The organism is Brevundimonas aurifodinae (assembly GCF_040195595.1).
GTDB lineage: Bacteria > Pseudomonadota > Alphaproteobacteria > Caulobacterales > Caulobacteraceae > Brevundimonas > Brevundimonas aurifodinae.
Genome location: NZ_JBEGDD010000010.1, coordinates 80,748 through 97,111, shown reverse-complemented (window position 1 = coordinate 97,111; position 16,364 = coordinate 80,748). Strand labels below are relative to the sequence as shown.

At 68.9% G+C, this 16,364-nt stretch carries 16 protein-coding genes; 6 read left to right on the top strand and 10 right to left on the bottom strand.

What is annotated here, in order from left to right; translation table 11 throughout:
* Positions 1-89: 89 nt before the first annotated feature.
* Positions 90-3,047 carry a hypothetical protein gene (locus tag ABN401_RS12415; RefSeq protein WP_349685170.1) on the bottom strand — a complete coding sequence of 986 codons (2,958 nt, stop codon included), beginning with the start codon at positions 3,045-3,047 and terminating at the stop codon, positions 90-92.
* Positions 3,048-3,269: 222 nt separating this feature from the next.
* On the opposite strand from ABN401_RS12415, the gene ABN401_RS12410 reads away from it, so the two are divergent.
* A complete protein-coding gene (locus tag ABN401_RS12410; protein ID WP_349685169.1) occupies positions 3,270-3,464 on the top strand; it encodes a hypothetical protein in 195 nt (64 codons plus the stop codon).
* Between the two features lie 75 nt (positions 3,465-3,539).
* Positions 3,540-4,046 carry a pyridoxamine 5'-phosphate oxidase family protein gene (locus ABN401_RS12405; RefSeq protein WP_349685168.1) on the top strand — a complete coding sequence of 169 codons (507 nt, stop codon included), beginning with the start codon at positions 3,540-3,542 and terminating at the stop codon, positions 4,044-4,046.
* Positions 4,047-4,092: 46 nt separating this feature from the next.
* On the opposite strand, the gene ABN401_RS12400 is transcribed toward ABN401_RS12405, so the two are convergent.
* From ABN401_RS12400 to ABN401_RS12375, 6 genes are all read right to left on the bottom strand, one after another.
* On the bottom strand, positions 4,093-4,392 hold the full coding sequence (locus ABN401_RS12400; protein WP_349685167.1) for a type II toxin-antitoxin system RelE/ParE family toxin: 300 nt from the start codon (positions 4,390-4,392) through the stop codon (positions 4,093-4,095).
* Positions 4,389-4,655: a type II toxin-antitoxin system ParD family antitoxin gene (locus ABN401_RS12395; protein WP_349685166.1), complete on the bottom strand. Its 267-nt coding sequence runs from the start codon at positions 4,653-4,655 to the stop codon at positions 4,389-4,391. The genes ABN401_RS12400 and ABN401_RS12395 overlap by 4 nt, the downstream gene beginning before the upstream one ends.
* 39 nt (positions 4,656-4,694) lie before the next feature.
* Entirely contained in the window at positions 4,695-5,609 is a 915-nt protein-coding gene (gene argF, locus ABN401_RS12390) for an ornithine carbamoyltransferase (RefSeq protein ID WP_349685165.1), read from the bottom strand.
* Between the two features lie 108 nt (positions 5,610-5,717).
* Complete coding sequence (locus tag ABN401_RS12385; RefSeq protein WP_349685164.1) at positions 5,718-6,125, bottom strand: GxxExxY protein; 408 nt, start codon at positions 6,123-6,125, stop codon at positions 5,718-5,720.
* A 34-nt stretch (positions 6,126-6,159) separates the two neighbouring features.
* Complete coding sequence (locus ABN401_RS12380) at positions 6,160-7,335, bottom strand: aspartate aminotransferase family protein (protein WP_432763559.1); 1,176 nt, start codon at positions 7,333-7,335, stop codon at positions 6,160-6,162.
* A gap of 291 nt (positions 7,336-7,626) precedes the next feature.
* The gene (locus ABN401_RS12375; protein WP_349685162.1) at positions 7,627-8,448 is read right to left on the bottom strand and encodes an ABC transporter permease; all 822 of its coding nucleotides are present in this window, start codon (positions 8,446-8,448) and stop codon (positions 7,627-7,629) included.
* Between the two features lie 391 nt (positions 8,449-8,839).
* Between ABN401_RS12375 and gcrA the strand changes: the two genes are divergently transcribed.
* Positions 8,840-9,352 (top strand): cell cycle sigma 70 cofactor GcrA, encoded by a 513-nt coding sequence (gcrA, locus tag ABN401_RS12370; protein ID WP_349685161.1) that lies wholly within the window; start codon positions 8,840-8,842, stop codon positions 9,350-9,352.
* Between the two features lie 360 nt (positions 9,353-9,712).
* Here gcrA and apaG read toward each other — a convergent pair whose 3' ends face one another.
* Entirely contained in the window at positions 9,713-10,117 is a 405-nt protein-coding gene (gene apaG, locus ABN401_RS12365; RefSeq protein WP_349685160.1) for a Co2+/Mg2+ efflux protein ApaG, read from the bottom strand.
* 76 nt (positions 10,118-10,193) lie between these two features.
* Here apaG and ABN401_RS12360 point away from each other — a divergent pair, with 76 nt between their 5' ends.
* Entirely contained in the window at positions 10,194-11,216 is a 1,023-nt protein-coding gene (locus ABN401_RS12360) for a 2'-deoxycytidine 5'-triphosphate deaminase (RefSeq protein WP_349685159.1), read from the top strand.
* A 166-nt stretch (positions 11,217-11,382) separates the two neighbouring features.
* Here ABN401_RS12360 and ABN401_RS12355 read toward each other — a convergent pair whose 3' ends face one another.
* Positions 11,383-12,672, bottom strand: a complete 1,290-nt coding sequence (locus ABN401_RS12355; RefSeq protein WP_349685158.1) for an MFS transporter — start codon at positions 12,670-12,672, stop codon at positions 11,383-11,385.
* 89 nt (positions 12,673-12,761) lie between these two features.
* On the opposite strand from ABN401_RS12355, the gene dapE reads away from it, so the two are divergent.
* Together dapE and infC are read left to right on the top strand one after the other, a co-directional pair.
* A complete protein-coding gene (dapE, locus tag ABN401_RS12350) occupies positions 12,762-13,964 on the top strand; it encodes a succinyl-diaminopimelate desuccinylase (RefSeq protein WP_349685157.1) in 1,203 nt (400 codons plus the stop codon).
* 114 nt (positions 13,965-14,078) lie between these two features.
* Positions 14,079-14,600: a translation initiation factor IF-3 gene (gene infC, locus ABN401_RS12345; RefSeq protein ID WP_349685156.1), complete on the top strand. Its 522-nt coding sequence runs from the start codon at positions 14,079-14,081 to the stop codon at positions 14,598-14,600.
* 89 nt (positions 14,601-14,689) lie between these two features.
* Here infC and ABN401_RS12340 read toward each other — a convergent pair whose 3' ends face one another.
* Positions 14,690-16,291 carry an ATP-binding protein gene (locus tag ABN401_RS12340; RefSeq protein WP_349685155.1) on the bottom strand — a complete coding sequence of 534 codons (1,602 nt, stop codon included), beginning with the start codon at positions 16,289-16,291 and terminating at the stop codon, positions 14,690-14,692.
* Positions 16,292-16,364 lie beyond the last annotated feature (73 nt).

Genomic DNA, 16,364 nt, shown 5'->3' with positions numbered 1-16,364 from the left:
CCTTCGGCTGGAACGAGTACGCTAGACGCCGGGAGGCGAGCGCGGGTGTCTTAACGAGCGTGGGGCCGCGCGGCCACCCCGATCAAGTTCTAGGCGAGCGGTTCCAGGGCGAAGGCCTCCGCCTGGGCGCGGGCGGTCTGACGGGCCGCCGCGGGGATGGTGGGGCTGAGCCGATCGACGGCGGCCTGGGCCTGGGGGTCGCCGGCGCGGGCCGCGATCAGGTACCAGCGATAGGCCTGGGTCGGGTCGGGGGCGATGCCCTCGTCGCCGTTCTCGTAGATGCGGGCCACATTGTACTGGCTGTCGACCAGACCCTGGTCGGCCGCCTGCTTGAGCCAGTCCAGCGCCTCGGCGCGGTCGCGGGCTCCGCCGACGCCGTCGAACAGATACATGCCGTAGGCGTGCTGGCCGCGCGCATCGCCGGTCTCGGCGGCGCGACGGGCCCACAGCCGGCTCTCGGCCTCGTCGACCTCCAGCCCCGCCTCGCCGGTCTGATAGAGGGCCGCCAGCTTCAGCTGCGCGCCCGGTTCGCCCAGGTTGGCGGCGCGGGTCAGGGTCTCGACCCCGGCGGGATCGTCGCGGTCCAGCTGTTCTATGGCCTGGGCATAGAGGGTCTGGGCCTCGGTCAGGTCGGCGGGGGCGGCATCGATCGGCGCATCGACCGACGGGCTCAGCACCAGGGCTGCCAGGGGCGTGGCCTCGGCCGCATTGGTCGCGGCGCCGCCGAGGGCCTGGCCGACGTCGGCGATGTCGTAGCCGGTCAGGCGGCCTGTGGCGTAGAGGCCGCCGACGACGGCCATGCCGGTGATGGAGGCAACGAAGGCCTTCTTGACCGTGCTGTCGCGCTGGGCCTGTTTGTCCAGACGCTCCTGCAGACGGGACTTGCCGCCTTTCTTGAGGCCGAGGCCGAAGGAGACGCGAGGAGCGGCCGGAGCGGCGGCCTCGGGCGTGTTCATGGCGGCGCGGGCCGCCTGGATGGTGTCGCGGGTCGAGGCCGCGCGACCGGCGGCGGCGCCGGCGCTCATGGACGCACGCAGACGGCGCGGATCCACGAACTCGGTTTCGGCGGCATAGTCGTCGGCCTCGTCGACCAGACGATCGGGCGCCGCGGCCATGGTGGCATAGGTCGGAGCGGCCTGGGGCTCCGGGGCCGGTTCGATCTCGGCGATCGCATCCAGGGCGTCGGAGACATCGGCCCCGCCGAAGCTGCCGAAGGCCGCGGCCGCGCCGCCGAAGGGCGTCGGCTCGGCGGCCGGCTCGATCCGACGCGGCAGGGCGTCGAAGCTGTCGGAGGGCGGCGAGGTCTCGTCGCTCCGGGACGGCGCGGCCGGGAAGGGTTCAAGCTCCGCCGAGAGGGGGTCGATCGACCAACCGTCCATCGGAGCGTCTTCCGCCGCGAAGTCGGCCTCGCCGGGGAAGGCGGCGGCGCGCCAGTCCGGCTGGGCGAAGTCGGCCGGGCGGGGTGCCGGAACGGGCTCGGGCGTCGGGACGACCGGCTGGGACTGGCGCTGGTCCAGGGTCTCGCGCGCCTCGGCCAGCAGGGCGGCGGTGCGTTCTTCCGACAGGCGCATGCGCTCGGCCAGTTCGCCCGAGGCCCGGTCGTAGCGTTGCTCGATCCGCTCCGAACTTTCGCCCAGGCGACGGCCGATGTCTTCCAGGGCCTGGGCGGACTTGCGTTCCGACTGGGCGATGCGGTCGGCCAGGCGGTCCGAGATGCGGGTGATCTCGGTGCCCAGCTTCTCCAGGGCGATGGCGTTCTGGTCTTCGGCGCGGGTCAGGCGGTGCTCGATCGCCTGGCCGTAGCGGCCCATGTCGTGTTCGATCTTTTCGGACACCGACTTGGTCAGGGCCGCCTCGAACTTCTCCAGCCGGGCGTCGCCGGCCGTCTCGATCCGGTCGACGCGGCCGTCCAGGTTCTGGGCGATGCGCAGGACCTCACGGCCCATGGCCTCGATGCCCTGGGCCGAGCGCTGCTCGGAGGCGCGGGCCTGTTCGCCCAGCGACTGGACCGCCGCCTCGATGCGGGTCATCCGGCCTTCGCTCTCGGCGGTCTCGAGCCGGCGCATCATCTCGACGCGATTGGTCTCGACCTGGCGCGACAGGGTCTCGGCCAGCTTCTCGAAGCGGGCGGCCTCGCGCACGCCTTCGGGCTCGACCCGGCTTTCGGCGGCGCGCAGGCGTTGGTCCAGTTCGGCGAAGGCGCGTTCCAGGCTCTTGAGCGCCTGGGTCGTCTGGCCCTGGGCGGCATCCAGCCGCTGGCCGACCTGGGCCAGGAGGTCGGTGCCGACGCCCGAGCCGGCGGCCTTCTCCACCGCCTCGATGCGCGACATCAGGGTCTGGGCCCCGGCGCGCTGGCGTTCCTCGATGTCGTAGAGGCGGCTGGTCAGGGCGGCGACGGCGGTGTCGGTCTTCTCGGTCGCATCCAGGCGCTGGCGCGTCTCGTTGAAGCCCGAGCGTTGCCGCTCCTCCATATCGTAGAGGCGACCCGCCAGGGTGCCGAGCGCCTGCTCGACCTTGGACAAAGTCTCGGCGGATTTCGGTCCGACCTCGCGCTCGAAGGCGCGCAGACGGCGGTGGCCCTCCTTCAGTTCGTCGGAGATGTCGTCGATGCGGCGGGCGTGGACGCCGGCCTGCTGGTCCTGGGCCTCCAGCCGACGGACGAGACCGGAGACGGCCTGATCGACGCCCTGGATGGCGATGGTCGAGCGGCGCTCGGCGGCCTCCAGCCGGGCGGCGATGGCGTCCACCGATGCCGCGACGCGGTGCAGGGTGTCGTCGGACGAGGAGGCGGGTCGGTAGGCGCGCTCCTCCATCGCATAGGCGTCGTCGAGCCGGCGCGAGCGGCCGCGCCGTTCGAAGGCTTCGGAGGCGTGGGGGCGGCGGGGCAGGGGCTGGACGCCATCGTCCTCGTCCCCGTCTTCCATGATCATGGTGTTGAGCCATTCGCCCAGCGTCATGCCCGACCGGCGCGCCAGATCCTTGGCGACTTCGCGCGCCTTCGGGTCGATGCCCTTCACGCTCCACGGCGCTGCGGCGGCTGCGCTCACTGATTCGGCTCCCGACCCATGCGGTGAACGCTAGTCGCCCATATCCGGGGTGTAAACGACGCGTTAACCCCAACATCTAGACGGCGGCCCAACTTCCTGTGGACAGCGCATTCCGCCCGCCCTGCATGGCCGGTTCGTGGTTAACGAGGGGTGAAGATTAACCTGTCGGAAAGGGTCGGGGTTGCGCGCTCGGGGGGCCGCCGCCACATCGCGACGATGTCGATGACCCTGACGCTTTCGCTGCTGGCCGCCAGCCTCGTCGTCGGGGGGTTCGCCGGCTGGCGCGGGGCCCAGCCCAGCGACTTCTTCAAGCCGCGGATGGTGCCCTGGCGGTTCATCATGCTGCTGGCGGGGGCGCTGGTCTTTCTTCTGTTGATCCATCTGGGCGCGCTGCTGGGCTTCGCGCCCCGGACCTGACGCAAGGTCGCAAGGACGGAACGGGGTCGCGGCTGGGCGGTTATCTCGGCCGAACCCCATGACAGGAGCCTCCCCATGGCCGATCACGCCCTGACCGCCGCCGACGCCGAAAAAGAGTTCTGGAAGCATCTGAAGGACTCCAACACCGGGATGCTGGGGTTGGATCAGCCGGGCTATCACGCCCAGCCGATGACCGCCTTCCGCGAGGAAGAGACCGGCACGATCTGGTTCTTCACCCGCGACGACACCGACCTGGCCAGGGACGCCGCGATCGGGGGCGGCCAGAGCGCCATGTTCCACTATGGCTCCAAGGACCAGAAGGTCTGGGCCTGCATCCACGGCGAGCTGTCGGTCCACGGACACGACCGGGCGCTGGTCGACCGCTACTGGAACCCGGTGCTGGCCGCCTGGTACCCGGACGGCAAGGAAGACCGCCACCTGACGATCCTGCGGTTCGACGCCGATGACGGCCGGGTCTGGGTCAGCGGCGGTCTGGTCAAGTTCGCCTTCGAGATCGTCAAGGCCAACATCACCAAGACCGTGCCGGACGCGGGCGGGGTGGCGGACGTCAATCTCCGGTAAGTCTCGCCTGGCCGCGGGGCGTCATCGAGCCTCGCCCTGCGGCCAGCTAGCCCTCCGGGAAGAGGAGGGTTTCGTAGTCGTAGGCTCCGTGCAGGATGTGCAGGATCACGACAGCGTCCGGATCGACGCGAAAAAAGATGAGATAAGAGCCGTGAACCCGTCGGCGAATGCCCAGCCTCTCGTAGCGGACGATCAGAGGAAAACGCGAGGGGCCTTTGCCGATATCGCGGGCCTTGCCGAGCAGCTCCCTGACGAAGGTCCGCGCGCGTCCCGGGCGGTCAGTGGCAATGTCGTCGCCGATGGCCCTGAGATCGGCGAGCGCGGCTTCCGTCAGAACGACCTTCAAACCGCGTCGTCGCTGTCTGACCGTCCAGAGTAGCGGTCATCGAGCGTTCGCGCGGCCTCGTCGAGATCGACGATGCGCCCAGCCGCCGCGTCCGCGAGCCCGCGATGGATCGAAGCGTCCAGCGCCGCCAACCGAGTCTCCCGTTCGTGAATCAAACGGACCCCTTCGCGCATGACTTCGCTGCGCGAATTATAACGCCCGTTCGCCACGAGCCGGCTGACGACGCTTTCGAGCTTGGTGCCAAGATCAACGCTGCTCGCCACCTGTCCCTCCGACATCATCCGGCCAGGCGATAATAGATATCAGTCCGCGAGGCACCAGGCCAGTACCGCCTTCTGCGCGTGGATGCGGTTCTCGGCCTCGTCCCAGACGAGGGAGCGGGGGCCGTCGATGACCGCGTCCGTCACCTCCTCGCCCCTGTGGGCGGGCAGGCAGTGCAGGAAGACCGCCTCGGGATGGGCGAGGTCCATCAGGGCGTCGTCGACGGTGTAGCCATCGAACGCCTCCAGCCGCGCCTCGTAGTCGCCGTCGCCCATCGAGACCCAGGTGTCGGTGACGACCACGTCGGCCCCGCGCACGGCGTCCCGGGGATCGCTGGTCAGGGTGACGTGGACGCCGCCCTTGGCCAGGTCGTGCAGGTTGGGATGATACTCCGCTGGGCAGGCGACGGTCAGGTGGAAGTCGAACTTGGGTGCCGCGTGCATGAAGCTGTGGCAGACGTTGTTGCCGTCGCCGACCCAGGCGATCGTCTTGCCGGCGATCGGGCCCCTGTGCTCCTCGATGGTCTGGAGGTCGGCCAGGATCTGGCACGGGTGCGAGCGGTCGGTCAGGCCGTTGATCACGGGCACGGTCGCGACCCGGGCGAAGCGTTCGACGTCCTCGTGATTGTTGGCCCGGATCATCACCGCATCGACCATGCGCGACAGGACCCGCGCGGTGTCTTCCACCGGCTCGCCGCGACCCAGTTGCATGTCGCCGGCGTTGGCGATGATGGCGGCCCCGCCCAGCTGGCGGATCGCGGCGTCGAAGCTGAAGCGGGTGCGGGTCGAGTTCTTCTCGAAGATCATGGCGAGCACGCGATCTGTCGCCGGGGCGTCGGCGTCGGGGCGGCCCTGGGGCCAGCCCTTGCGGGCGGCCTTCCGGGCGTGCGCATCGTCCAGGATGGCGCGGAGGTCGGCGGCCTCCAGCCGGTGGATATCGAGGAAATGGCGGGTCATGGCTGACAATCTTGGTGTGGGGCCGAACAGGGGTTCATCACAACGATCACAACGAAGGCCACAACGAACACGACGGGACCGAGCGCGAACGAAGAGATGCGAACATGGTCAAAGGACAAGACGGCGAAAGCCGTCCTGCAGTCTGAGCGTATTGAAGTTGATCAGGAAACCTAGCCGCACTTGTGAAAAGCGAAGATATGTCAGCACTTGGGCCGTATGGATCGACGCCAGGGCGTCGATCGCCTTAATCTCGACCACCACTTTCCGGTCTACCAGAAGATCGAGCCGGAAGCCGACATCAAGGCGCTCGCCTTGATAGCTCACAGGCACGCCGATCTGGCGTTCCACGGAAAGTCCGGAGCGGATCAGGTCCTGGGCTAAGCAGTGCTCGTAGACCGACTCCAGTAAACCAGGACCGAGTTCACGATGAACCGCGAAAGCGGCATCCATGACGGCGGTGCCGACGTCGTTCACCGCCGTTGGAACGCGCTCCGTCTCGCCGTGATCGCCGTGCATTCGCCGTGTCCGCCGTGATGAACCCCTTCCCCGCCTACGCCGCCATCTTGCCCCGGGCCGCCTCGCAGGTGCGTTCCAGCTTTTCGACGGCCTCGCGGGCTTCGTCGATCGTCAGGTTCAGCGGCGGGAGCAGGCGCACGCAGTTGTCGCCGCCGCCGGCGATCAGAAGGTGCTGCCCCTCACGGGCCATGCCCATGAACTCGCGATTGTTCGGGATCAGCTTCAGCCCGATCAGCAGGCCCTTGCCGCGCACGTCCTCGATCACGTCGGGGAAGCGTTCCTTCAGACCGTGCAATTGTTGCTTCAGATAGCCGGAGATCTCGGCGACATTGCCGAGGATCTCAGGCGTGTTGATGGTGTCGAAGGCCGCGAGGCCGACCGCCATGGCCAGCGGGTTGCCGCCGAAGGTCGAGCCGTGGGCACCGACCGTCATGCCCTTGGCCGCCTCGGTGGTGGCCAGGCACGCCCCGATGGGAAAGCCGCCGCCCAGAGCCTTGGCGATCGCCATGATGTCGGGCGCGATGCCGGCCCACTCATGGGCCCACAGCTTGCCCGAGCGGCCCATGCCGCACTGCACCTCATCGAAGATGATCAGGACGCCGTGTTCATCGCACAGCTCGCGCAGGCCCCGCAGGCAGACGTCGGGCATGGCCCGGCAGCCGCCCTCGCCCTGGACCGGCTCGACGATGATGGCGGCGGTGTTCGGCTGGGCGATCGCCTCTTTCAGCGCCTCGTGGTCGCCCCACTTCAGCTGGTGAAAGCCCTGCATCCTGGGCCCGAAGCCCTCGGTGTAGTTGGGGTTGGCTGCCGCGTTGATCGCGCCATAGGTCCGGCCGTGGAAGGCCCCGTCGAAGCCGTAGATGTCGATGCGGTCCGGCTGGCCGTTGGCGGCGTGATATTTGCGCGCGGTCTTCAGCGCGCACTCGACGGCCTCGGTGCCCGAGTTGGTGAAGAAGACGACGTCGGCGAAGCTGGTCTCGGTCAGGCGGTCGGCCAGCTCTTCCTGGCCGGGGATCTTGAAGATGTTCGAGACATGCCACAGCTGCTCGGCCTGGGCCTTGACCGCCTCGACCAGCACGGGGTGGGCGTGGCCCAGGCCGTTGGTCGAGATGCCCTGGACGCAGTCCAGATACTCGGTCCCGTCCCTGGCCCAAAGGCGAGCGCCTCGCCCGCGATCCACTTCCAGGGGAGCGCGATTGTAGACACCCATCAAGTGACCGGACACGGACATACCTCCAAAAGAAACGAAGCCCCGGCGCGGGCGCGACGGGACTTATTCAGACGCGACCGTTGTCGGATGAGGGGGGGGGGGAGTCAACTCACTGTCTCCCCTCTCCCAGCGGGAGAGGGCTTGAGCGCCCGAGAGCCATCAGGCGATTGGTCTTCGCGCGAAAGGGTGAGGGGTTACGGTGCGAGCCGGTGAGAGGAAAACCCCTCACCCTTTCGGCTTGTCCCATCGCTCCGCTCTGGGAGCCTCAAGCCCTCTCCCGCTGGGAGGGGGTCAACTTTTTAGCCGCCAGCCCGACTTGAACACCAGCCAGCAGGCCACGGCCATCACGAGCGTGAGGGTCAGGCTCATGACGACGCCGATCATCAGACTGCCTTCGGCCTGGCCGATGAAGCCGTAGCGGAAGCCGTCGATCAGATAGAAGAACGGGTTCCAGTGGCTGATGGTGGCGAAGGGTTCGGGCAGGTTCTCGACCAGATAGAAGGTGCCCGACAGGAAGGTCATGGGCATGACCACGAAGTTCTGGACCGCCGAGAGGTGATCGAACTTCTCCGACCACAGGCCCGCCAGCACGCCGGTCATGCCCATGAACAGGCAGGCGGCCGCGCCGAAGCCGATGATGGCGAAGAGGTTGGCGATCCCCAGCTTGGCGAAGGGCAGGACGCAGACCGCCGTGACCAGCCCGACCGCCAGGCCGCGCGTGGCGGCGCCCAGCGAAAAGCCGATGGTCAGCTCGAGGGGGCTGAGCGGCGGGGTCAGGAAGTCGGTCGAGGTGCCCATGATCTTGGCCTGGATCAGGCTGGACGAGGCGTTGGCGAAGGCGTTGTTCAGCATGGCCATCATGATCAGGCCCGGTGCCACGAACTCGGCGAAGGGCGTGCCGTGCAGCGGCGGGCGGGCCCCCTGAAGGGCGACGACGAAGACCAGCATGTAGAGCAGGGTCGTCACGACCGGCGCGGCGACCGTCTGGGCCCCGACCTTCCAGAAGCGGCGGACCTCGCGCAGGTACAGCGTCTGAACCCCGATCCAGTTGATCCCGGCGTAGTGGCGCGGGGTGGGCAGGCCGGACGGGCGGGTGGAAGCGAGGTCGGTCATGGGCGGGATGTGCGGCGGATCAGTGTGTGGCGCAAGTCCGCGTCTCCTCCCTGTCGCCCGCTTGGGCGATGGGGAGGTGGCAGCGAGCCCTTCGCGAGCTGACGGAGGGGGCCACACCGGCCGCCGGCGTGCGGGCTGGCAGCCGTCATCTGTTCCAGCGCCTTGCCCCTTCCACCACCCGCCAAGCGGCGGGCGGTCCCCCTCCCCATCCGCCAAGCGGCGAACGGGGAGGAGACGTCAAAGAACATCGATTCAAGATGTGGTTCCTGTGGACGGAGTGATTCGCACATCTTGCGTCCATTAACGGGTCGTTTACGATTAGTTGTGGGTCAGGGGGCCGGGAGGAGGCTCCGGGTGCCACATCTTGAATCAAATGTACCCGGAGGGCGACATGACCGCAGGCTGGACCGAAGACCGCGTCGGCGCGCTGAAGAAGCTGTGGCTGGAAGGCCAGTCGGCCTCGCAGATCGCCAAGCAGCTGGGCGGTGGCGTCACCAGGAACGCCGTGATCGGCAAGGTTCACCGCCTGGGCCTGTCGGGCCGGGCCACGCCGTCGCAGCCGGCGCGGGCCGCCACGACCTTCCGCCCCGCGCGGGTCCGCACCACCCCGCCGGTGCAGCCGTCGGCGCCGCGCCGGATCGAGGCCGCGCAGCCGCGTCCGGTCGCCCCGACGCCGTCCCTGCCCAGCGTGCAGGAACTGCCCGGCACGGCCACGGTGATGACGCTCGGCGCGCATATGTGCAAATGGCCGATCGGCGATCCGTCGTCGCCGGAGTTCAGCTTCTGCGGCCGCCGCGCCTCGGAAGGCGTCTATTGCGTCGAGCACGCTCGCGTCGCCTTCCAGCCCGCCCTGAAGCGGAACGGCAAGGACGAGCTGGCGCGGTCGCTGCGTCGGTATATCTGACGCCCTTACCTTTCCGCTCATCCCCGCGAAAGCGGGGACCCAGTCCTTGAGCGAGGCTGAGTTTCAGGGACCACAACCAGATCCGATCTTCGCCAATCGTCGCCCAAAGCACTGGGTCCCCGCTTTCGCGGGGATGAGCGGAGGGGATGGGAGCGACGAGCAACCTTCGCCGACGTGTCGCGCGTTGGTCACGAACGCCCCCTAGAGGGCCGCATCCGCCTCGTCCGGTCCGCCGGATGAGACACCGGGGGCGGGGCTGCGGTTATCCGGGTTGACGCAGCCCCCGACCCGGCATCCCTGGTGCGCTATCGCTCGCGACGCGGTCGCTCGCTGCTTGAGCGCGGTTCCCCGCCCTCCGCGTCAGTTCAGAACCCGCCCACCCGGGACGTCCAGGCTGAAGGCGGGGATGGCCGCCTCGAACGCGCGGCCTGTGGCGTCGGTCATCGTATAGGCCCCCTCCATGGTGCCGGACGGCGTCGGCAGGGGGCAGCCCGAGGCGTAGGAATAGCTGTCGCCCGGGGCGATCAGGGGCTGTTCGCCGACGACGCCCGGGCCGCGCACCGTCTCCACATGGCCGGTGGCGTCGGTGATGATCCAGCGGCGCGCCATCAGCTGGACGGCGGTGTCGCCCCGGTTCTCGATCTCGACCTGATAGGCCCAGACCCAGCGGCCCTCGTCCGGATCGGACTGGCCGGCCAGATAGGCGGGGCGGACGCGGACGACCACGCCCTCGGTCTCGGCTTCGTAAGGGTGGCTGTCGTGCATGGGCCATCGTCGCGCGCCCGTGTGACCGTTTCAAGCGTGGTCGCGCGTGCCGGGAACGCCGTGTATGGCGTTTGGCATGACCTTCGAATCTTCCGTGCCCGGCATCCTGCCCTGTCAGTCCATCGAGGCCCTGATCGCCACAGGCGCGATCACGTCCGCCACGCCGTTCGACACCGATCAGGTGCAGCCGGCGTCGCTGGACCTGCGTCTGTCCGACCGCGCCTGGCGGGTGCGGGCGTCCTTCTTGCCAGGGCGTCGGCTGGTGTCGGAGCGGATCGCCGACGTGGAGATGCATCCGATCGACCTGTCCAAGGGCGTCGTGCTGGAGAAGGGCTGCGTCTACATCGCCGAGCTGCAGGAGCGGCTGAGCCTGCCGCCTGGCCTGATCGCGCGGGCGAACCCCAAGAGCTCGACCGGGCGGGTCGATGTCTTCGTGCGCCTGCTGACCGACCGGGGTGGGTCGTTCGACGACGTGGAGGCGGGATACGAGGGGCCGCTGTATCTGGAGATCGCGCCCCAGACGTTTTCCATCCTGGTGCGGCCGGGCACGCGGCTGAACCAGCTGCGGCTCAAGGCCGGTGAGCCGCCCAAGCTGGAGACGAGGTCGGTCGGCGTCGATCTGCAGGGCGGCGACATCGTCGGCTTCCGGGGGCGCCGGCACGCGGGCGTGGTCGATCTGGACCGGATCGACGGGCATGACCCCAAGGACTTCTGGGAGCCGCTGACGCTGAGGCGGGGCGAGCTGCTGCTGGACCCGGGCGAGTTCTACATCCTGGCGTCCAACGAGGCGGTCGAGATCCCGGTCATGCAGGCCGCCGAGATGACGCCGATCGACCCCAGCGTGGGCGAGTTCCGGGTGCATTACGCCGGCTTCTTCGACCCCGGCTTCGGCACCGACGAGGCGCACGGGGCGGGATCCAAGGGGGTGCTGGAGGTGCGGACCCACGACACGCCGTTCCTGCTGGAACACGGCCAGATCGTCGCGCGGCTGGTCTATGAGCCGCTGACGGAGCGGCCGACGCGGCTGTATGGCGAGGGCGGCAGCCACTACCAGCGGCAGGGGCTGAAGCTGTCGAAGCATTTCCGGGCGTGGGGGTAGGCCCCGGTTCTCTCCCTCCCCCTCGGGGGAGGGCAGGCGCGCAGCGCCGGGGTGGGGGCTGCAAGGCCATGCGAAGGCGATCTGAGTCTGCCCCACCTGGCCGCCCCCACCCGGTCTTCGCTGCGCTTCGACCACCCTCCCCCGAGGGGGAGGGAGAAGGCCAATGCTAAACCAGCCGATCCGCCTTTCTGAGATCCGGGAACAGCTTGGCCCAAACCCCCGTCGCCCCGAGCGCCCCGATGCCGCCGAACACAGCCGCGCCGATGGGGCCGAGGAAGCGGACCATGACGCCGGAGTAGGCCTCGCCGAGTTCGTTGGAGGCGCCGATAAACAGCATCGACACCGACGACACCCGGCCGCGCATGTGGTCGGGAGTCGAGAGCTGGATCAGGGTCTGGCGGATGTTGACGCTGATCATGTCGGCCGCCCCGCCGATGAACAGGGCCGCCGCCGACAGCCAGACGACCTTGCTTAGGCCGAACGTCAGGGTGGCCAGGCCGAACACCGCGACGGAGGCGAACATCCAGACGCCCCCCTTGCCCGGGATCGGATAGCGGGCCAGCCACAGGGCGGTGGAGAAGGCCCCGAGGCCGAAGGCGGCGCGGAGCAGGCCGAAGCCCTCGGGTCCGACCTGGAGGATGTCGCGGGCGAAGATGGGAGTCAGCAGGGCGACCCCGGCGAACAGGACCACGATCAGATCCAGGGAGATCGCGCCCAGCACGATCTTGGTGTTCCAGACATAGGCGAGGCCTTCCTTGACCGACTGCCAGCGGCCGGGGCCGCCTTCGACGCGCTGCGGCTGGCCGCTGGTGCGCATCAGCAAAAATGACAGGAAGCCCACCGCGAACAGGACCAGCGACACGCCATAGGCCAGGGGCGTCGCGATCCCGACGATGACGCCGCCCAGCGCCGGGCCGGCGATGGCCCCGGTCTGGAAGGCGATGGACTGGGCGGCGATGGCGCGGGGCAGGGCGGCGCGACCGACCACCATGGGCAGGAAGGCCTGGCTGGCCGGAGCGAGGAACGCCCGCGAGGCCCCGAAGGCGACGGCGACGCTGAGCAGGCCCCACAGCGGCGGATTGCCGTGGATCGCCATGGCCAGATAGGCGAGGGCGCAGCTGGCCTCGGCGACGATGGCCAGCATGACGGTGGTGCGGCGGTTGCGGCGATCCGCCATCTCTCCGGCCGGGAGCGTCAGGGCCAGGAGCGGGATGAACTGGGCCAGGCCGACGAGGCCGAGATAGAGGCTGGCCTGTTCGATCGGATGGTCGCGGCGCGCGATCTCATAGACCTGCCAAAGCAGCGCCGAGGACTGGATCTGGATCGCCAGTACCGCCGACAGCCGCCCCAGCCAGATCAGGCGGAAGTCGCGGAAGACCCAGGGGTTGGTGGCCGTTTTGGCGGCTTCTACGTCCGCGGGCGTGATCGGCGGAGGGGCCTCGGGTGCGTCGGTCATGCTTGGGGCAGGCGTTCCGGGTTCGTCGTTGTCGCGGTCCGGGCGGCTCCCCTTCCAGCGTTCGGCTGGACCCCCTAAAGCATGACCGCATGAGCGGCGCATCAACTCCTGTGATCGATCCTGTCGGGCTGACCCAGGACCTCATCCGGCGACCGTCCGTGACCCCCGCCGACGAGGGGGCGATGGACATGCTGGAGCGGGTGCTGACGGGCCTCGGCTTCACCTGTCGGCGGATGGCCTTCGAGGGGCCGGGCGGCGAAGGCGTCCATGCGCGGATCGAGAACCTCTATGCGCGGCTGGGCACGTCCTCGCCCAATCTCTGTTTCGCCGGGCACACCGACGTGGTGCCGACCGGGGATGGCGCCGCCTGGTCGTCGGGGCCGTTCGAGGCGCAGGTCAGGGACGGCCTGCTGTTCGGCCGGGGCGCGGTCGACATGAAGGGCGGGATCGCGGCCTGGGTGGCTGCGGTGTCACGGGTGCTGGCCGAAGGGACGCCGAAGGGCTCCCTGTCCTTCCTGATCACCGGCGACGAGGAAGGCCCGGCGCTTCACGGGACCAAGCGGGTGGTCGAGGCCCTGGCCGCCGAAGGCGAGGTGATCGACGCCTGCGTGGTGGGGGAGCCGTCGTCGCTGCAGAGGCTGGGCGACACCATCAAGATCGGGCGTCGCGGGTCGCTGAACAGCTGGATCACCGTCCACGGCAAGCAGGGGCACGTCGCCTATCCGGACCGGGCGGCGAACCCCGTACCGGTGCTGGTGCGGCTGCTGGCCCGGTTGGACGCCCATGTGCTCGATCAGGGCTATGAGGCGTTCCAGCCGTCGAACCTGGAGCTGACCACGGTCGATGTCGGCAATCCGGCGACGAACGTCATTCCGGCCGAGGCGAAGGCGCGGCTGAACATCCGATTTAATCCGGCCCAGACCGGCGATGGCCTGATCGACTGGCTGAACCGCGAGGCAGGGCTGGTCCAGGCCGAGACGGGGTTGCAGATCACGCTGGAGCACATGTGCTCGGGCGAGGCCTTCCTGACGCCCGAGGGCTGGTTCACCGGGGCCGTGCAGGACGCGGTCGAGGCCGAGCTGGGCATTCGGCCGGAGGCCTCCACGACCGGCGGGACGTCGGACGCCCGCTTCATCCGCGCCCTGTGTCCGGTTCTGGAACTGGGTCTGGTCGGTCAGACCATGCATCAGATCGACGAGCGGGTGCCGGTCGCGGAGATCGAGGCCCTGACCGGGGCCTACGCCCGCGTGATCCAGACGGTCTTCGCGCGGGCGGCGCCCGCTTTGCCTTGAAGCGCGGGCGTTTCGCGGTCATATAGGGGAACCCACGGGGAACGCGGCCGCTTGCCGCGCGCTTCTCGTTGGAAACCGTGAAACCATAAGGAACCGACGCCCATTCGCCGTCCGATGAACCAGCCGCCCACCAAAGACGGGCCGCCCATGAACCAAGACATCCGCGCCCCCCGCGTCCTGCTGATCGACCAGCACGGGGAAAAGCAGGGTGTGATGCCGACCTCCGCCGCGCTGGAGGCCGCCGAGGAGGCGGGGCTGGACCTGGTTCAGATCGTGTCGACGTCCGAGCCGCCGGTGGCCAAGATCCTCGACTACGGCAAGTTCCGCTTCCAGGAGCAGAAGAAGAAGGCCGAGGCGCGCAAGCGCCAGAAGGTCGTCGAGCTCAAGGAAATCAAGCTGCGCCCCAACATCGACGTCCACGACTATGAGGTGAAGGCCAAGGCCATGCACCGCTTCTTTGACGAGGGCGACAAGGTCAAGGTGACGCTGCGCTTCCGCGGCCGCGAGATGGCCCACCCGGAACTGGGCATGAAGCTGTTGAACAAGGTCCAGGCCGATTTCGACGAGATCGCCAAGGTGGAATACTCCCCCCGCATGGAGGGCCGCCAGATGATCATGATCCTGGCGCCGAAGTAGGGCTTAGGCAGTAGGCAGCAGGCAGTAGGGTGATTGCGGTTGGACCGCATCACAGCCCGCGCTTTAACCGTTGCATTTGACGCTGGTTGCTACGCTGCTTCTTCCATGACCCCCGAGCCCAGCGCCCGCCGGATCGCGTTCAGAAGCGCGTCCGGCTGGATCGGCTTGGAGGCCACGCCGTTCATGCCGGCGGCGACGTAGTCCGCCTCGTCGCGCGGGTCGGCGTTGGCGGTCAGGGCGAGGATCGGCACCCGACCGGCGGGACCCGGCAGGGCGCGGATGGCGCGCGTCGCGGCGACCCCGTCCATCACCGGCATCTTGATGTCCATCAGGATCAGGTCGAACGGGCGCGACCGTGCGGCGTCGACCGCCTGGGCCCCGTCGGCGACGGTCTCGTGGGTGCAACCGAACATCTCCAGCAGGCGCGTGGCGACGAAGCGGTTGGTCGGATTGTCGTCGGCGACCAGCACATGCAGCGTCTCGTGCGGCGTCGGCTTGGCCATGGCGTCGCGCCCGGTCCGCATCTCGGGTCCGCAGCAGGGCAGGTGCAGGGTGAACTGGAACCGCGCTCCGCCCTGGGGCGACCGGGACAGGCCGATGGTTCCGCCCATCCGTTCGATGATCTGACGGCAGATGGCCAGGCCCAGACCCGCGCCGGCGCCCTCTCGTCCTGCCTCGCCCGTGTTGAACGGCTCGAAGATGGTCGCGGCGGCCGTGTCCGGAATGCCGGGGCCGCTGTCGTCGACGACAGCGTCCAGCCGCACCGCGCCGTCCTCCCATCGCGTGGACAGGGCGACGGCCACCGAGCCGGCGACGGTGAACTTCAGCGCGTTGCCGATCAGATTATTGAGCAGTTGCTTGACCCGCATGGCGTCGCCCATGACCCAGTCGTGCCCGGTCGTGTCGCAGACGACGGTCAGCGCCAGCCCCTTCTCCTCGGCGCGTGGGCGCCACAGGGCGTCGAGGTCGGCGGCCAGGGCGTCGACGTGCAGCGGCGCCGGTTCCAGCGTCAGAATGCCGGCCGAGGCGCGCGACATGTCGAGGGCGTCGGTCAGCAGCCGCAGCAGGCTCTGACCCGAATCGAGGATGGTCTGGACGTAGGGGCGCAGTTCCTGCTGCTGAAGCTTTCTGTCGAGCAGGCCGGCGACCCCCAGCACGCCGTTCAGCGGCGTGCGGATCTCATGGCTCATGACCGCGAGGAACTCGGACTTGGCGCGGCTGGAGGCACGGGCCTCGGCCTCGGCCTCGGCCAGGTTTCGGGCCAGGGCGGTCATCTCCTCGGCGCGGGCGCGGTAGAGGGCCGAGCCGGCCTGGAGGATCTGAACGCCCGCCCCGACGCCGAGGTAGCGGCCGTTCTCGACGACGATGAAGCCCCGCAGCAGCATGTTCAGCTCGGCGGCGTCGACATTGGCGAAGAAGGTCTCGGCCGAGGCGGACGCCTCGGCCGTCGGGGGGTGGGCGTCCATCAGCACCGACGCGGGCCTGCGGGCGTACAGCGCCCGGCCGAACTCGGCGGCCATCTTCAGGATGAAGGCGTTGCGTTCGATCAGGCCGAGGGGACGCCGGTCGGCGTCGATCACGGCGATGGCCAGGGTGTTGGGCTCGGCCTGGAAGCGGTCGAACACGACCGCCCCCAGGGTGTCGGGCGACACCGGTTCCACCGCGTCAATGAAATCGCCGATCCGAGCCATCGGGCCTCCTGTCGGTCGACAGACATAGGCCCGGTGCCTTAATGCGGGCTTTGCCGTTCTTGAAACTTTTGCA